Source organism: Acrocarpospora phusangensis (assembly GCF_016862995.1).
In the GTDB taxonomy this organism is placed as follows: domain Bacteria; phylum Actinomycetota; class Actinomycetes; order Streptosporangiales; family Streptosporangiaceae; genus Acrocarpospora; species Acrocarpospora phusangensis.
Window position 1 is genome coordinate 216,054 of the sequence record NZ_BOOA01000002.1, and the last position, 17,012, is coordinate 233,065.

The 17,012-nt window shown below is 69.1% G+C and carries 12 protein-coding genes; 6 read left to right on the plus strand and 6 right to left on the minus strand.

Features of this window, described 5'->3' with window-relative positions; all coding sequences use genetic code 11:
• Positions 1-16: 16 nt before the first annotated feature.
• On the plus strand, positions 17-1,924 hold the full coding sequence (locus Aph01nite_RS02075) for an acetoacetate--CoA ligase (RefSeq protein ID WP_204038958.1): 1,908 nt from the start codon (positions 17-19) through the stop codon (positions 1,922-1,924).
• A gap of 51 nt (positions 1,925-1,975) precedes the next feature.
• The gene (locus Aph01nite_RS02080) at positions 1,976-3,874 is read left to right on the plus strand and encodes an AAA family ATPase (protein WP_204038959.1); all 1,899 of its coding nucleotides are present in this window, start codon (positions 1,976-1,978) and stop codon (positions 3,872-3,874) included.
• A gap of 57 nt (positions 3,875-3,931) precedes the next feature.
• Here Aph01nite_RS02080 and Aph01nite_RS02085 read toward each other — a convergent pair whose 3' ends face one another.
• The 6 genes from Aph01nite_RS02085 to Aph01nite_RS02110 form a co-directional block, all read right to left on the minus strand.
• Positions 3,932-4,315 carry a hypothetical protein gene (locus tag Aph01nite_RS02085; protein WP_204038960.1) on the minus strand — a complete coding sequence of 128 codons (384 nt, stop codon included), beginning with the start codon at positions 4,313-4,315 and terminating at the stop codon, positions 3,932-3,934.
• A 118-nt stretch (positions 4,316-4,433) separates the two neighbouring features.
• Entirely contained in the window at positions 4,434-5,894 is a 1,461-nt protein-coding gene (locus tag Aph01nite_RS02090) for an FAD-binding oxidoreductase (RefSeq protein ID WP_204038961.1), read from the minus strand.
• Between the two features lie 86 nt (positions 5,895-5,980).
• Entirely contained in the window at positions 5,981-7,438 is a 1,458-nt protein-coding gene (locus Aph01nite_RS02095; RefSeq protein ID WP_239161328.1) for an NADH-quinone oxidoreductase subunit NuoF family protein, read from the minus strand.
• Positions 7,435-8,118 carry a hypothetical protein gene (locus Aph01nite_RS02100; protein WP_204038962.1) on the minus strand — a complete coding sequence of 228 codons (684 nt, stop codon included), beginning with the start codon at positions 8,116-8,118 and terminating at the stop codon, positions 7,435-7,437. The genes Aph01nite_RS02095 and Aph01nite_RS02100 overlap by 4 nt, the downstream gene beginning before the upstream one ends.
• A gap of 201 nt (positions 8,119-8,319) precedes the next feature.
• A complete protein-coding gene (locus Aph01nite_RS02105) occupies positions 8,320-9,780 on the minus strand; it encodes a DUF1996 domain-containing protein (RefSeq protein ID WP_239161329.1) in 1,461 nt (486 codons plus the stop codon).
• Positions 9,781-9,807: 27 nt separating this feature from the next.
• Positions 9,808-10,398, minus strand: a complete 591-nt coding sequence (locus tag Aph01nite_RS02110) for a DUF4142 domain-containing protein (protein ID WP_204038963.1) — start codon at positions 10,396-10,398, stop codon at positions 9,808-9,810.
• A 115-nt stretch (positions 10,399-10,513) separates the two neighbouring features.
• Here Aph01nite_RS02110 and Aph01nite_RS02115 point away from each other — a divergent pair, with 115 nt between their 5' ends.
• The 4 genes from Aph01nite_RS02115 to Aph01nite_RS02130 all read left to right on the plus strand — a co-directional run bounded on the left by Aph01nite_RS02115 (position 10,514) and on the right by Aph01nite_RS02130 (position 17,001).
• Positions 10,514-11,083: a sigma-70 family RNA polymerase sigma factor gene (locus Aph01nite_RS02115; RefSeq protein ID WP_204038964.1), complete on the plus strand. Its 570-nt coding sequence runs from the start codon at positions 10,514-10,516 to the stop codon at positions 11,081-11,083.
• 21 nt (positions 11,084-11,104) lie between these two features.
• Complete coding sequence (locus Aph01nite_RS02120) at positions 11,105-11,302, plus strand: anti-sigma factor family protein (protein WP_204038965.1); 198 nt, start codon at positions 11,105-11,107, stop codon at positions 11,300-11,302.
• A 175-nt stretch (positions 11,303-11,477) separates the two neighbouring features.
• A complete protein-coding gene (locus Aph01nite_RS02125) occupies positions 11,478-12,140 on the plus strand; it encodes a tryptophan 2,3-dioxygenase family protein (protein ID WP_204038966.1) in 663 nt (220 codons plus the stop codon).
• 4 nt (positions 12,141-12,144) lie between these two features.
• Positions 12,145-17,001 (plus strand): NAD-glutamate dehydrogenase, encoded by a 4,857-nt coding sequence (locus Aph01nite_RS02130; RefSeq protein ID WP_204038967.1) that lies wholly within the window; start codon positions 12,145-12,147, stop codon positions 16,999-17,001.
• Positions 17,002-17,012: the final 11 nt, after the last annotated feature.

The window sequence follows — 17,012 nt, forward strand, 5'->3', positions numbered from 1 at the left end:
GGGGCAGGATGGGGGCATGGTTGAGGAAGGCGCTCTGCTCTGGGAACCCACCCCCGAGATCATCCGGTCCGCGAAGATCACTCGTTTCCAGGAGTGGCTGGGACGGCCAGGTGAGTATCACGACATATGGCAATGGTCCGTGGACTCTCCCGCGGAGTTCTGGACCGCGATCTGGGACTACTTCGCGGTGGCGGGCGAGCGGGGGGACGGCCCGGTCGTCACCGGCGAGATGCCCGACGCCCGCTGGTTCGAGGGCTCGACGATCAACTACGCCGAGAACGCCCTCCGCGGCGACCCCGCCCGCTTAAGCGTGATTTTTCGGGATGAAGCGGGGAACCGGCGGACGTACACGGTCGGCGAGTTGCGTGCCGAGGTGGGGCGGGTCCGGGCCGGTCTGGTGCGGCTGGGTGTCACCCGGGGCGATCGCGTTGCCGCATACGTCCCGAATATCCCCGAGGCGCTGATCGCCTTCCTGGCCACCGCCTCCCTGGGTGCGATCTGGTCGTCGTGTTCGCCCGACTTCGGCGCTCCCAGTGTCATCGACCGTTTCACGCAGATCGAGCCCAAGGTCCTCTTCGCCGTGGACGGCTACCGCTACGGCGGCAAGAGCTTCGACCGCAGGAACGTCGTCCAGGACATCGCAGCCACCCTTCCGTCGCTGGCGGCGACCGTGCGCATTCCGTACCAGAACGGGATTGATGGGGCTGTGTCGTGGGAGGAGCTCAGGGGCGAGGAGGCGGAGCCGGAGTTCGATCGGGTGCCGTTCGGGCATCCGCTCTGGATTCTGTACTCCTCGGGCACCACCGGCCTGCCCAAACCGATTGTGCACGGGCACGGCGGGATCGTGCTCGAACACCTCAAAGCGCTCTCCTTCCACCAGGACCTCGGCTCCGACGACGTGTTCTTCTGGTACACGACGACCGGCTGGATGATGTGGAACTTCCTGATCGGCGGCCTGCTCGTCGGCTCAACCGTGGTCCTGTACGACGGCTCCGCCGCCCATCCCGCTACCGATGCCCTCTGGAATGTCACCGCCGAGGAGGGAGTGACGTATTTCGGGACCGGCGCGCCGTACATCGTGGCGTCGATGAAGGCCGGGGTGAAGCCGCACGGCCTGGACCGGCTGCGGGGGCTCGGCTCGACCGGGTCGCCGCTGCCGCCGGAGGGTTTCGCCTACGTCTACTCCCACGTCAAGCCGGACGTGCAGCTCGGGTCGTTCTCTGGCGGTACCGACGTCTGCACCGGTTTCGTGGGGGCCGTTCCGCTGCTTCCGGTTCGGGCGGGTGTGATCCCGTGCCGCTGTCTGGGTGCCCGGGTCGAGTCGTACGACCCGGAGGGCCGTTCGGTTCTGGGTGAAGTGGGTGAGCTGGTTCTCACCCAGCCGATGCCGTCGATGCCGGTCATGTTCTGGAACGACCCGGATGGCTCTCGGTACCACGACTCGTACTTCGCGGACTATCCGGGCGTCTGGCGGCATGGTGACTGGATCAAGATCCAGCCGGACGGCGGTTGTGTGATCTATGGGCGGTCGGACTCGACCCTGAACCGGGGTGGGGTGCGCATGGGCACCAGTGAGTTCTACCGGGTGGTCGAGCGGTTCGAGGAGGTGGCCGACAGCCTGGTGATCGACACTGGTCAGCTCGGACAGGAGGGCCGTCTGCTCCTCTACGTCGCCCTGGCCGAGGGGTCGAGTCTGGAGGAGACCCTGGTCACGCGCCTGCGTACCACTCTCAGGGCCGAACTCTCCCCCCGTCACGTTCCCGACGAGATCATCGAGGTGCCGGGCATTCCGCGTACGCTCTCCGGCAAGAAGCTGGAGGTGCCGGTCCGGAAGATCCTGCTCGGCGTGCCCGTCGAGAAGGCCGCCAATCGGGACGCGATGGCCAATCCCGAGGTGCTAGACCACTTCCTGCCGATTCCCTAGAAATATCGCTTTAAGTGACGGACACTTCACATCGCGACCATGTGAGGTGTCATGTCCACACGCCTGGGTGATCGGCTGGACGCAGCGCGTCAGCGGGGTTTCGTGGGCCGGCAGCGCGAGCTGGCGGCCTTCCACGATCTGCTCGATCCGGACGGCGTGGCCCGGGTCCTGCTCGTGCACGGCGCGGGCGGTGTCGGCAAGACGGCGCTTCTGCATCGGTATGCCTGGTTGGCCGCTCGCGCCGAGCGTCCGATGGTGTGGCTGGACGGTCACGAACTGGACGGTGTGGAGGGGCTTGACGAGCTGGATCTCGACGCGGATGGGCTGGTGCTCCTGGTCGACACGGTGGAGCGGGTTCCGGGCCTGGACCGGTGGCTGCGCCGGGAGGTTCTGCCCCGGTTGCCCGCCGATGCCGCCGTGGTCATCGCCGGGCGGGACCGTCCCGCGCCGATCTGGCGGGCCGATCCCGGGTGGCGTGAGCTGGTACGGGTGCTCCCGCTTGGCAACCTCGGTCATGAGGACGGCCTGCGGCTGCTGGCCGTCCGCGGCGTTCCCGAGGAGGAGCGCGAGGCCGCGCTGGAGTTCACCCGCGGGCATCCGCTCGCGCTCGCCCTGGTCGCGGATGTCTCCGCCCAGCGCAGGTTCTCCGCCGGTTCCGCTCACGAGGTCATGGGCGAGCTCCTGCGCGGTTTCGTCGACACCGTGCCCAGTCCGCTGCATCGGCAGGCGCTGGAGGCGTGCGCCCAGGTCCTGGCGACTACGGAACCTCTGCTCGAAGCTCTGCTCGGCCTCGACGACGCCGGCGAACTGTTCGGGTGGCTGCGCGGACTGTCCATCGTCGAGTACGGCTCTCGCGGTCTGTTCCCGCACGATCTGGCGCGAGACGCCCTGGCTGCCGAGCTCGGCTGGCGCGATCCGGACGGCTGTGAGCGGATTCGCCGTCGTGCCGCCGCCTACTACCGGAGGCAGTTCACCGAACCGTCCCGGCATTCGGTTCTGCTGGACTTCGTCTACCTGCATCGGGACACCTCCGCGTTGGGGCCCTTCGTGGTGGGTTATCCGCAGACCAGCGGCTTGAGCGCGGATCGGCCCACGCGTGCGGAGCTGGGGACGATCGTGTCGTGGGTGCGCAAGCACGAGGGGGACGAGTCGGCGCGGTTGTGTGAGCGATGGCTGGCACGGCATGACGCGACCGTGATCAGGGGGCAGGACGGCGCGGCCGTCGGCTTCTACCTGATGATCGACGCTGTTCCCGATCCGGAGGATCCGGCCACGCGCGATCTGGAGCCGGGCCGGGTCCGGATGGTCCGGTTCTGGATGGATGGGCGGTGCTACCAGGAGCCGTCTCCGGTGCAGCTGTTCATCACCACGCATCTGTTCCGGTCGTATCTGACCGGGGACTGCCCGGATCGTACGCTGCTGACGTTCGCGACGCCGGAACCGTGGGCGGAGGGTTGCGCGTATGTGGACTTCGCGCGGCTGGCCGCCGCCGACTTCACGGTGGGCGACCACACCTTCGCGGTGTTCTGTCATGACTGGCGGCAGGTGCCGCCGCTGGCCTGGGTGGCGCGGCTCGCCGAGCGGGACGCGCTGATCGAGGCTGCTCCCGCGGCGCGGCGTACGCTCGGCGAGGAGGAGTTCGGCCAGGCCGTCCGCGAAGCCCTCCGCGCGTACGGCAAGGCCGACGGGCTCCGTGACTCACCCCTGCTCAGCGCGCTCGACCTGGGCGAACGCGAACTGCGCGCACTCTTCGAGGACGTCGCCGCGCAACTGGCCGCCTCACCACGCGACCTGAAAGCCCACCGCGCGCTGCACCACACGTTCCTCCGCCCAGCCAGAACCCAGGCGGACGCGGCCGCGCTCCTCGGATTACCCACAACCACCTACCGCCGCCATCTCGCACTCGCCGAGTCCCGCTTCACCGAACTCCTCTGGCAGCGCCTGCACTGACCCTCCCGGAGGTGTCCCCGGAGAGGGCCGGGGACACCGAGGAGCGGGTCAGACCCGTCACACCTCGCCGTCGGTGGCGATGTGCATGTTCACCAGCGTGTTGGTGGCACCGGTGTTCTTGGCGCAGACGGTGTAGGCGTCCGGGCCGGGGAAGGCCGGGCTGCTGGTCGCGGTCAGCGCCTTCAGGAAGTACGGCACCCGGCCGCCGGTGGTGAACACCAGCACGCCGTTCTTGTAGATGAAGAACTTGGCGCCGTCGTTGGTGGCCGTGCCGTCACCCTGGACCTTGGTGGCGGCGTACTGGCCGACGCAGGCGACGCTGCCGGGCGTGAGCGTGCCGCCCCAGCCGGCCAGGGCGTGCGCGGGGGAGGAGACGGTGAGGACGGTGGCGCCGGCGGCCAGGGCGGCGACGCCGAGGGCGATACGACGGGTACGGATCATGGTGGTACTCCTTCGAGACGAAGTGCTTCGAGTCCCGAAAAAGTAGGCGCGCGGAATGGCCGCTTCCGAGGCCACTCCTGGCCCGAAAAGGGCCCGATTCTGGTTCACCCGATCCTGGTCAGAGGCCCTGGGGGAGGTGGAATAAGCCGGTCGGGTCGTACTGGGACTTGGTGCGGACGAGGCGGGGGGCGTTGGGTCCGTAGTACTGGCCGAGGAAGCCCTTGAGGTCGGGGTCGATGTAGTTGACGTAGGCGTGGTCGCCGAAGTACGTGCGCATCGCTGTGTGGGCGGCGCGGGCCCAGGCGCGGGCGCCGTCGAAGTGGGCGTAGTACTGGACGCTGTAGAGGGCTTTCCGGTGGGGGAAGGCGGTCGCGTCGGGGCGGACGCGGGCGATGGCGCCGCCGAGGGCGTCCAGAAGGACGGTGTGGCGGCCGGGCCTGGCCACTTGGGCCACCAGGGCGCGGATTCCGGCGTCTCCGAGTGGTGCGTACGCGATGTGCGATTTGGCGCTGAAGGTGTCACGCACGAGCTTGCCGTTCGCCGTCTCGCCGGGTAAGGACCCAGGCCGGTGGCACTCCGACACCGAGTACGACGAGCAGCCCGCCATGATCATCATGGCCTGCTGGTACGGCACATGCCGCACATACCGGCTGGACGGATCACTCCCCACCCGATCCGCCAGCATCTGTAACTGCTTCTCGCACCCCGCCTTGGACCCCAGATAGAGCCCGCCCACGGTCACATCCGGCGACGGATCACGACTCAGATGCAGGTTCGACCACAACCCGTCCGGAGCCGACGGCGCCCACTTCTGCCAGGCCCGCAGGACCGCCCCCGCCTTCGCCCACGGCCAGTGCAGGAAGAACACCGTCACCTCCCGCGTCCCGTGACTTCGGAAGGTGAAAGACGTCGCGATGCCGAAATTTCCCCCACCGCCGCCGCGAGACGCCCAGAACAGGTCCGGATGGCTGGACGGCGAACATGTGATCCGGCGGCCGTCGGCGGTGACCATGTCGACTTCGGTGAGCACGTCGCAGGTGAGCCCGTACCGCCGGGAGACGACGCCGAGGCCGCCGCCCAGGGTGAGCCCGGCGATGCCGACGGTCGGGCAGGTGCCGGCCGGGATGCTGACGCCGAGCTTGCTGAGTTTCGCGTAGACGTCCACCAGTTTGGCGCCCGCGCCGATGGTGGCCAGGCCCGCGCTGTGCCGGATCGAGGAGAGCCGGGACACGTCCACCACCAGGCCGGTGCCGGTGGAGTAGCCCCCGTAGCTGTGCCCGCCGGAACGCGAGGTGACGGGCACGTTGTAGCGGCGCGCGAAGGCCACGCATTCGGCCACGTCCGCCGGGGTCGCGCAGTACGCCACCGCGGCCGGCCGGATCTTGTCGTAGGCCGGGTTGAACAGGCGGCGGGCGCGGTCGTAGGTGGCGTCGCCGGGCCGTACCAGACTGCCGTCGAGTCCGCGGGCCAGCGCGCGCCAGTCAGGCGCCTGGACCCCGGCCAGCGTGAGGCCGGCCGGAGCCAACGCCAGAAATCCCCGCCGCCCGAGAGAGGCGGAAGGGTGCCCAGAAGTCGGCATGATCACTCCCCGAAGTCACGACTACCTCGTGAGACGCGCGATATGCCGGCGAAGTTGGTGACAATCAGGTGACCTGGGTCACCAGATCACCGCGTGCCGATCCGCAACGCCAGTGCTGGGCACATCTCCACCGCGCGCTGCGCCTCACTCTTCGCCCACGACGGCACCGGAGTGTCGATGAACACCGGGTAGCCGTGGTGGTCGAGCTTGACCAGTTCGGGCACGAGGTGCGCGCACAGGCCGTGGCCCTGGCAGCGGGTCCAGTCGACCACCAGCCGCACGTCGGAGGCGTCCGCGATGGGCAGCGGCAGGACCTCCTTGGTCGGCCGCCCGCAGGTGCCGTTGAGCCGGTGCTCCTCCACGTCGTCGGCGAAGGCGTCCAGCGCGGAGAGCACGAACCTGGACGTGCCGTCCGGGTGGAAGCAGGCGCCCCGGCCGCGGACCGCCGTCGCCGCCTGCTGCACCAGGTCGAGCGCGCCGGGCGTGCCCACGGTCAGCTCGGCCAGCGCCCGCGCCAGCGAGGGCAGGCCCATCCGGCACGGGCCGCACTGCCCGGCCGACTGCGCCGCCAGGTAGGCGGCCACCCGGACCGTCTCGCCGAGCGGGCAGGTGTCGGAGCCGAGTGGCACGATGATGCCCGCGCCCAGCTCGCCACCCGACTGGGACATGCCCCGCCGGGACACGATCGCGCCGTACGCGTCGGCGGCGCTCAGCCACTTGCCGTGGTAACCGCCGACCAGCAGGCCGTCGCCCACACTGGCCTCGCACATGTCCAGTACGGCCGCGAGCGGCACCCCCGGCGTGCACTCCACCACCGTGGGCGCGGCCACCGAACCGCTCACGCTGAGCAGGATCGTGCCGGGCTCCTGGGGAGTGCCGACGGAGGCGTACTCCTGGGGGCCCAGCTCGGCCAGGAGGGCCAGCTGGGCGAAGGTCTCGGTGTTGGACAGCAGCGTGGGCAGGCCGTTCACGCCGCTGTCGCTGGAGCGCACCTTGCGCCCCGACGGCATGCCCAGCTCGCCGTTGACGGCCTTGACCAGGGCGCCGCCCTCGCCGGAGATGAAACGCTCCTGGATGCCGACCACCCGGACGTACCCGGTGAGGCCGCGCTCGGCGACGGCGGCCAGCATGGAACCCTCGGCCAGTTCCCCGGCCGGGGTGGCGATCACGACCTCCTTCGCGTCGAGCGCGCTGGCCGCCAGCAGCGCGCCCTCCAGCACCAGGTGCGGGGCGCGGGTCAGCAGCATCTTGTCCTTCATGCTGGCCGGCTCGCCCTCCGCGGCGTTCACCAGCACCACCGTGTCGGAGGTACGGGTGTGCGCCGCGACCGCGCGGAGCTTCCTGGCGAACGGGAAGGCGGCGCCGCCCCGGCCGCGCAGGTCGACCTCCTCGGCCATGGCGATGAGGCCGTCGACGGTCTCGCCGTCGAGCTGGCGGTGGACGGTGTAGTGGGTGTCCAGATCCAGCCGGCGGTTGTCGTCCAGCCCGGCGGTCAACCGGGCCGGGCCCATCCGGCGAAGTTTGGAGACGCGATAGGGGATCATACGACTCTCCGGAGCTTGGAGGCGGTGCGTTCGCGGCCCACGATGCTGATCGGCTCAGGCACCGACTGAGGCGCGGGTGCGACCTCAGGCATCGGCAGGGTCTCCAGGTCGTCGGCGATCGTCGCCGCGGGGCGAAGAGAGACGACGACTCTTAACAGCAGTGCGGTTCCGACTGCCACAAGGCAGGCGATGTAGCTCCAGCTCACCCACGTCGCCGGGGTGCGGCCGGCGGCCAGGCCGTGCAGTATCGACACGGGCCAGGCCAGGTAGGCCAGGTCGTGCAGACCCCGCCACAGCCAGGGCCGCTCGGCCTGCGCGAACCGGCCGCGCATCACTCCGGTCGCGACGACCACGATCATCAGGTCGGACGCGATCGCGCCCGCCCCGATGGCCAGGTTCGTCGTGGGGAGCACCGAACCCCAGGCCGGGACGAGCCCGGCGGCGATCTTCATGCCGATGTGGGTGACCAGGAAACCCACCCCGACGAGTGCGGCGGCTCGGTGGACGAGCTGGGCGCGCACCCGCCAGGGGATGGGCAGCAACAGACGTTCGGAGGCGAGGAGTCCGAGCGCCACCGTGGTGGTGAGCGCGACCAGCGAGAACACGCCCGCGTAGAAGGTCAGGAAGTTCTGCGCCTCCGCGAGGATCCCGGCGCTCAGCCCGTTTCTCGCGGTGAGCATGGCGCCGAGGATGACAACCACGACCAAGGTGCCCAATGCGATCCGTGCCGGGCGGGACTGCAGGTTGAGCGGCGTTTCTGGCCGACGGTGACCCCGTCGTCTGGACACGGATTCCTCCGGTTGGGGGATGGTGCTGGGGGGTGGTACGAGCGCGGGGCCGCCGCGCGGAATCTCTCGCCTCATCTGCGGATCACCTCCGGGTCAGCAGCGCTGGCCTCGGTTGATGCACTGAACGACGGCATTCATGAGCTGGGTGGACATCACGTTGTGGAAGTCCGCGTGGTCGGTCACCGGGTTGTGGAGCTGCTCGGGGAACGCGTCCACCGCGAAGGAGGGACCCTGCGGGACCTGGTAGGTCAGCGTCATGCGCAGCTGCGGGATGGCGCGGGTGCCGGCGGGGCAGGCGCCGTTCTGGCCGGGGAACAGCACGTGGGTGCGGTGGTTGGCGCTGTCGGTGTTCTGGCCGTCCCAGCAGCTGGGGAAGTCCAGCATGCGCACCAGCAGGCTGCCGCGGGGGCAGAGCGGGTACTGGGTGGAGGTGAACCGGTTGGTGAAGCCGGTGCAGCTCCACTGGGCGCGCGCGTTCGCGCCGCCGTTGGTGGAGGCCTTGGCGTCGCCGGTGATCAGGCGCAGGAAGCGGGGCATGGCCACGACCCGGCTGAACGGGTTGCCGCGGAACTGGAGGGTGACCGAGCGGGGGGTCAGGATCTGGCCGATGTTGCCGTCGGCGGCGCCGCCGAGCTCGGAGCCGTCCTCACCGGGCCGCGGGGGCGCCGGCTGGGTGGGCTGCTGCGAGGGCGTCGCCGTGGGCTGCGGGTTCCCCTGGTTGCCCTGATTACCCTGGTTGCCCTGGTTGTTCCCTTGGTTGTTGCCCTGGTTGTTGCCGCCGGGGCTGCGGCGCTGGTTGGCGTTCTGGGCGGTGAAGCCCTGCGCGTTCTGGGCGTTCTGATCGCCGTTGCCCTGGTTCTGCTGCTGCTGACCCTGGTCCTGCGGGTTCTGCTGCTGACCCTGCTGGTCCTGGCCCTGCTGGCCTTGCTGCTGACCTTGCTGGTTCTGCTGGTTCTGCTGCTGCTGACCTTGCTGGTCCTGCGGCAGCTGCTGCTGACCCTGGTTCTGGCCCTGGTCCTGGCCCTGCTGATTCTGCTGATCCTGGTTCTGCTGCTGCTGGCCCTGCTGGTTCTGCTGGTCCTGGTTCTGCTGGTTCTGGCCCTGCTGGTTGTTCCGCTGGTTGCGGTTCTGGTTCTGCGCGTCGCGCAGTTCCTGGAGCAGGTCGGGCCGGAGCCGGATGACCGGCCAGAAGTACGCGGACCTGTCACCGAACCGGCAGGTCGTCCCGCCGGCGGCCAGGCTCTGGTCAGTGGAGAACCCGTTCGTGGTCCGGTTGCCCACATAGTCGTGCACGTGGTGCGCGCCGTTGGTCACACCGGGCGCGACGATGTGGTTGTCCGAGTTGCGATGTCCGTTCTGGTTGCGGCCGCACTGGGACACGAACGAACCGCGCCCGGCGCGTACGCCCGTGCTCCCCGGTGGCACCCGGCGGATGTCGACGAAGTTGTCCAGGGACGGACCCACTACCGCGCCCAGCGCGGGGCTGGACGAGACGGGCAGCACGAGTGATCCGGCCAGCAGGACGCCAGCGATCGCTATAGAGCGTTTTCGCATGGATTCTCCTCTTGCAAGTAGGACTAGCTAAGACTGAGGGGTTGGCAGCTGCGAGTAGTCCACAAGACCCGTTTCCTCAAGCAGGGTCATGTGCTTGAGGACGACCGCGTTGCACTTGGAGGCGAACTCGCGGATCTTGTCGTTGCGGGTGCCCGCGCGAACCGCGGCGATCGCCGCGAAGACCTTGCCGTGCGCGGCACGCAACCGGTCGGCGAATGTCTGATCGAACTCGGGGCCTGTCCGGCTGGAGAGCTCGCCGAGCCAGCGCTGCTGGTCCGGGTTGGGCTCGTCGGGCAGCGGGACGCCGAGTTGGGCCGCCTCCGCGCGGACGTCCTCGTCGAGCTGCGCATGGTCGTTCATCAGGTGAACGCCGGTCTCCTTGACCTTCGCGTTGGTCGAACGCTCCTGGGCCCAGCGGCCGGCGGGGATCTCCCAGAGACCCGCCCACCGCACCTTGATGAGCAGATCTCTGTCGGCGGGACCCAACGGGCCCCACCTGGTCTGGGTCCAGCCTTCCTGTTGCGCCGCCTGACTCTGCGGCACCACCACGATCACGGCGACCGCTGCCGCGAACAGGAAAACACCGAAGACCACGAGCTCCCCGAACCGGAACCGCATGGCGCCTCCTCTCTTCGGAGGGAGGTACGCGGCAGTCTCAGCAAGGGTTCAGCAAATAGTTAGAAATGACTGGAGTTACGGGAGTTGTGTACATCGCACAAAGTCAGGTGCCACTATGTGGCTCGTGCGCCGACAACTCGACACCCGGTTCGAGCGTCTGGACCCCGACGACGACCCTGATCGGGATGATCGTCTGATCAGGGAGTTGTACCAGGAGTTCGGTGGTCCGTTGCTCCGTCAGGTCAGGCAGACGACAGGCAACGACCTGCAGTGGGCAGAAGACGTCGTTCAAGAGACGCTCCTGCGCGCCTGGCGTAACGCGGCGAAGTTAACGTGGGAACGAGGGCTCCTGTGGGCCTGGCTTCTCACGGTATCCCGCCGCATCGTGATCGACGGCCGTCGCCGGCGAAGTGTCCGGCCGCGGGAGGTAGAGCCTCCCGAGGCGGACAGCATCGCCGTCCCCGACGCTGCGGACAGGACGCTGGCGGCCATCGTGGTCGCCGACGCTCTGCGCGGTCTGTCGCCAGATCACAGGGAAGTTATAGAACAGACATACTTACGGGACCGCACGGTAAGCGAAGCAGCAGAGATACTGGGGATACCACCGGGTACGGTGAAGTCCAGGCTCTACTACGCGATGCGAGCCTTACGCGGTGTCCTGAAAGAGAGGGGAGTGGCCAGCTGATGGCGGTCTTCGGGGAATCTCATGTTTGCTGAGATTCCAGAGTCTCTGCACCACGACGTGGCGGCATACGCCCTCGGGGTGTTGGACCCCGAAGATATTCAGGGCTTCGAACTCCACCTAGCCTCGTGTGAGCGGTGCAAGATCGAACTCGATGAGTTCGGCGAGTTGCCAGGCCTGCTCGATGAGGTCAAGTCCGCGTCGCAGCGAGTGCGTCCCTAAGGCCCCGCAAGGCCTTGGGCGCTGGAGGTCCCGGCTTTACGGTCCGTCCGAAATGGGCCGTTGACGTGCGACCTTAAGTTGACGCCCGCGCGGTTTTCGGATGTTATCGGGTCGGTGGCGGCCTGGTCGCCGGTCAAAGGGGACCGGTGGGAGTGCGCCCCGAAGGAGTTTCGGGATGTCCGAGGCGAGAGCCGTACCGCCCTCGCGTAGTTTCGGCGAGGACGGTGCGAGGCTGTCCTATGGCGAGTACCTACGTCTGCCCCAGCTCCTAGACGTGCAGGATCCCCAGTCGGGGGCCAGTGACGAACTCCTCTTCATCACTGAGCACCAGGTCTACGAGCTCTGGTTCACACTTCTCCTGCACGAGCTGGAGCGGGCGCGGGACGCCAGTACGTTCCTTTGTGGCGCGATGGGCCCGTCCTGTCCGGACCGGCTCCACGACGCGCGAGACGACGAACTCGCCCGGTTGCGGCGGCTGTCGGAGCCGTCGCTGTGGGATGCTTACCTCACCGCCCTCTCCCAGCGCGGTCTGCCCGTCTCCGAATCGGAGATCATGGACGCGCTGCTGATCGTGGCCAAGGATCGCGGGTCGTACGACGACCTGTGGCAGCCGGCCGAGGATCTGCTCACGCACGATGAGACGACCGCCCTGTGGCGGATGCGGCACGTGCGGATGGTGGAGCGACAGATCGGGACAAAAGCTGGTACCGGCGGCTCCTCCGGGGCACCGTATCTGAGAGGGCGGACGAGGCTGCACTTCTTCCCCCTCTGTTCGGTTCCCCCTCCTCTGGGAACTGAGAGCCTGGCTTTGAGTACGACCTCACAAAGGAGTGAGTAGCGACATGCCGCTCGACACGGCTGAGGCGATGGACCACCTGCTGCGTACGGCCGCGGAGACGTGCGCGCACCCGCCCGGCGCGGGCGATCCCGAGGAGGCGCTCCGCTTCCTGCGTGACTATTACCGCCAGGTCCCGGCCGAAGATCTGGCCGACCGGAACCCCAGGGACGTCTGCGGCCCGGCGCTGACCCACCGCCGCTTGGCGGCCAACCGGCCCCAGGGCCGGGCGATGGTCCACGTGTTCACGCCCACGCTGGAGCAGACCGGCTGGGACCCCGGGCATTCGGTTGTCCAGGTCGTCACCGACGACATGCCCTTCCTCCTCGACTCGGTCACCACGGAGCTGGACCGGCACCAGCTCGGCACGCACCTGATCGTCCACCCGCAGCTGCGGGTCCGGCGGGACATGACCGGCCGGCTGCTGGGCGAAGAGGACGCGGACGTCACCGGCATGGTGCTGGTGGAGTCCTGGATGCACATCGAGATCGACCGGCAGAGCGACCCCACCGTGCTCAAGCAGCTCGAAGCCGACCTGCGCCGGGTGCTGGAGGACGTCAGGTACGCGGTCGAGGACCACACCAAGATGCGCGCCCTGGCGCTGACCACCGCGGAGGATCTGGCGGACAACCCCCCGCCCTTAGATCCAGCCGGGGTGGAGGACAGCCTGGAGCTGCTGCGCTGGCTCGCCGATGGGCACTTCACGTTCCTGGGTTCGCGCGAGTACCGGCTGGAGGACGACGACACGCTCACGGCCGTGCCCGGCACCGGGCTCGGCATCCTGCGCGCCGACAAGGCCGGGTCCACCAGCTTCTCCGCCATGCCGCCCGAGCTGCGGGCCAAGGCCAGGGAGAAGCAGGTCCTGATCATCACCAAGGCCAACAGCCGGGCGACCGTCTTCCGGCCGGCCTACCTCGACTACGTCGGGGTGAAGCTGTTCTCGGCCGACGGCGAGGTGGTCGGTGAGCGCCGGTTCCTCGGGCTGTTCACGCATGTCGCGTACAACGAGTCGATCTCCCGTATCCCGGTGCTGCGCCGCAAGCTGGCCGAGGTGCTGGACCGGGCCGGGCTGCCGCCGGAGAGCCACGACGGCAAGGACATGATCGAGATCCTGGAGACCTACCCGCGGTCTGAGCTCTTCCAGATCTCGGTGGAGGAGCTGCTGCCGACCGCCATGGGCGTGCTCCGGCTGCGCGAGCGCAAGCAGGTCAGACTCTTCCTGCGCCGGGACGACTACGGCCGCTCCATCTCCTGCCTGATCTTCCTGCCGCGGGACCGGTACACCACGAAGGTCCGGCTCCTCATGCAGGACCTGCTGATGAAGGCCCTGGGCGGCGTCAGCCTCGACTACAGCGCCATGATCGGCGAATCCGCGCTGGCCCGGCTGCACGTGGTGATCCGCGGCGAGCGCGGCACGCCGCTGCCGCCCATCGAGGTGGACGTGGAGGAGCTGGAGGCCAAGATCGCGGCCACCACCCGCTCCTGGGAGGACGACCTCGCCACCGCCATCGCCGGCCTCTGCGCCGAGGAGGACCCCGCCCGCCTCACCCGCCGCTACGTCGCGGCCTTCCCCGAGGGCTACAAGGCCGACTTCCCGCCCCGTACGGCTGTCGCCGACCTGAGACGGCTGGAAGAGCTGTCCGAGTCCGGTGACGAGGGCGAGATCGTCATGAACCTCTACGAGCCGGACGGCGCGGCCGAGGGGGAGCGCCGGTTCAAGGTCTACCGGCTGGGCCGGCCCATCTCGCTCTCGTACGTGCTGCCGCTGCTGGGGCGCATGGGCGTGGAGGTGGTCGACGAACGTCCGTACGAGGTGGATCGGGATCACGACCCCGCCACCAAGGACGCCTGGATCTACGACTTCGGCCTGCGCTTCACCCCGGCGCCGGACGTGGACCAGGAGGAGTTCAAGCGGCTCTTCCAGGACGCGTTCGCGGCGCTCTGGCGCGGCCAGGTGGAGAACGACGGCTTCAACGCGCTGGTGCTGTCCGCCGGGCTGACCTGGGAGCAGGCCGAGATCCTGCGGGCCTACGCCAAGTACCTGCGCCAGGCCGGGACCACGTTCAGCCAGGACTACATCGAGAAGGTGCTGACCGGGAACGTGCGCCTGGCGCGGCTGCTGGTGCGGCTGTTCGAGGCGCGGCTGGATCCCCGGCGGGGCGAGGACGTGCGGGCCGAGCTGTGCGACGCGTTGCGCGAGGAGATCCTGGCGTCGCTGGACGAGGTGGCCTCGCTGGACGAGGACCGGATCCTGCGGGCGTACCTGGAGACGATCACGGCGACGCTGCGGACCAACTTCTTCCAGGTGGTGGACGGGCGGCGCAAGCCGTACATCTCGCTGAAGTTCGACTCGCAGGCGATCAGCGTGCTGCCGCAGCCGCGGCCCAAGTTCGAGATCTTCGTGTACTCGCCACGGGTGGAGGGCGTGCACCTGCGCTTCGGCAAGGTGGCGCGGGGCGGGCTGCGGTGGTCGGACCGGATGGAGGACTTCCGGACCGAGATCCTCGGCCTCGTCAAAGCCCAGATGGTGAAAAATACCGTCATCGTGCCCACTGGGTCTAAAGGTGGATTTGTCGTCAAACATCCGCCGACGGGCGGGCGGGACGAGATGTTCGCCGAGGGGATCGCCTGCTACCGGCAGTTCATCTCCGGCCTGCTGGACATCACCGACAACCTGGTCGACGGCCAGGTCGTGCCGCCCGCGGACGTGGTCCGCCACGACGGCGACGACACCTACCTGGTGGTCGCCGCCGACAAGGGCACCGCCACCTTCTCTGACATCGCCAACGACGTCGCCAAGCAGTACGGCTTCTGGCTCGGCGACGCCTTCGCCTCCGGCGGCTCGGTCGGGTACGACCACAAGGCCATGGGCATCACCGCCCGCGGCGCCTGGGAGTCGGTGAAGTACCACTTCCGGACCATGGGCGTGGACATCCAGTCCACCGGCTTCACCGTGGCCGGCATCGGCGACATGTCCGGCGACGTGTTCGGCAACGGCATGCTGCTCTCCCCGCACATCCGCCTGGTCGCCGCCTTCGACCACCGGCACATCTTCGTGGACCCCGATCCGGGCCCCGGCGCCTTCGCCGAACGGCAGCGGCTGTTCGAGCTGCCCCGCAGCTCCTGGGCGGACTACGCGCCCGCCCTGATCTCGCCGGGCGGTGGCGTCTGGGCGCGCACGGCCAAGTCGATCCCGATCTCGCCCCAGGTCCGCGCGGCCCTCGGCATCCCCGCCGACATCACCGCGATGGCCCCCAACGACCTGATCAGCGCCATCCTCAGGGCCCCCGTGGACCTGCTCTGGAACGGCGGCATCGGCACGTACGTCAAGGCGAGCACCGAGGCCAACGCCGACGTCGGCGACAAGGCCAACGACGCGCTGCGGGTCAACGGGGCCGAGCTGCGCTGCAAGGTGGTCGGCGAGGGCGGCAACCTGGGCTTCACCCAGGCGGCCCGGGTCGAGTTCGCGCTCGGCGGCGGCCGGGTCAACACCGACTTCATCGACAACTCGGCCGGGGTGGACACCTCCGACCACGAGGTCAACATCAAGATCCTCCTCAACCAGGTGGTCCGGGACGGCGCGCTGACCGACAAGGAGCGCGACCAGTTCTTCCTGGACATGACCGACGAGGTGGGCCGGCTCGTGCTGCGCGACAACTACGCGCAGAACGTGGTGCTGGCCGCCGCCACCAAGCAGGCGCCGGAGATGCTGCACATCCACGCGCGGTACCTGCGGCGGCTGGAGCGGGCCGGGCTGCTCGACCGGAAGCTGGAGTCCCTGCCGTCGGACAAGGCGCTGGCCGAGCGGCGGCAGGCGCGGCTCGGGCTCACCCAGCCGGAGCTGGCGGTCCTGCTCGCCTACACCAAGCTGCTGGTGGACGCGGAGCTGCTGGCCTCGGACCTGCCGGACGACCCGGCGCTGCGCCGGAGGCTGGTGTCGTACTTCCCGACGGACATGCGGGAGCGGTACCGGGACTACATGGACGCGCACCCGCTGGCCCGGGAGATCATCACCACCGGCGTGGTGAACGACCTGGTCAACTTCGGCGGGACGAGCGTCGTGTTCCGGTTCGGCGAGGAGACCGGCGCGTCCGTGCCGGACATCGCGCGGGCCTTCCTGGTGGCCAGGGAGGTCTTCGACCTGGACGGCTTCCAGCGGCAGGTGGAGGCGCTGGACGGCAAGGTGGACGTGGACACCCAGCTGCTGATGCTGCTGGAGGGCCGCAAGCTGTCCGAGCGCGGCACCCGCTGGCTGCTCCAGAACCGCCGCCCGCCGCTGGACCTGGCCTCGACCGCCGACTACTTCACGGCCGGGGCCAACGGGCTGCTGCCGCACCTGCCGAAGATGCTGACCGGGCTCGACCTGGCCGCCTTCGAGGAGCGGCGGGACTCGTTCATCGCCAGGGGCGTGCCCGCCGACCTGGCCGAGCGGACCGCCGGGATGGTGCCGGCCTACTCCACGTTCGACCTGGTCGAGATCGCCATGCTCACCAAGCGGCCGGTGCACGAGGCGGCCGAGGTCTACTTCGACCTGGCCGACCGGCTCCAGTTGGCCCGGCTGCGGGAACGGGTGATCGCCCTGCCCCGGGACAGCCGGTGGAACTCGATGGCCCGCTCCGCCCTCCGCGACGACCTGTACGCGGCGCACGCCAGCCTCACCGGGGACGTGCTGATCCACAGCACCCCCGGCCTGGCGCCCGAGGACCGGCTGGCCCGCTGGACCGGCGCCAACGAGGCCGCGGTGGCGCGGGCCAAGCTGACGCTGTCGGAGATCTGGGAGAGCGACACGTTCGACCTGGCCACCCTCTCGGTCGCGCTGCGCGCGATCAGGACGCTGGTGGCGTCCAGCAGCCTGCCTCAGTAGGGGAGAAGGAA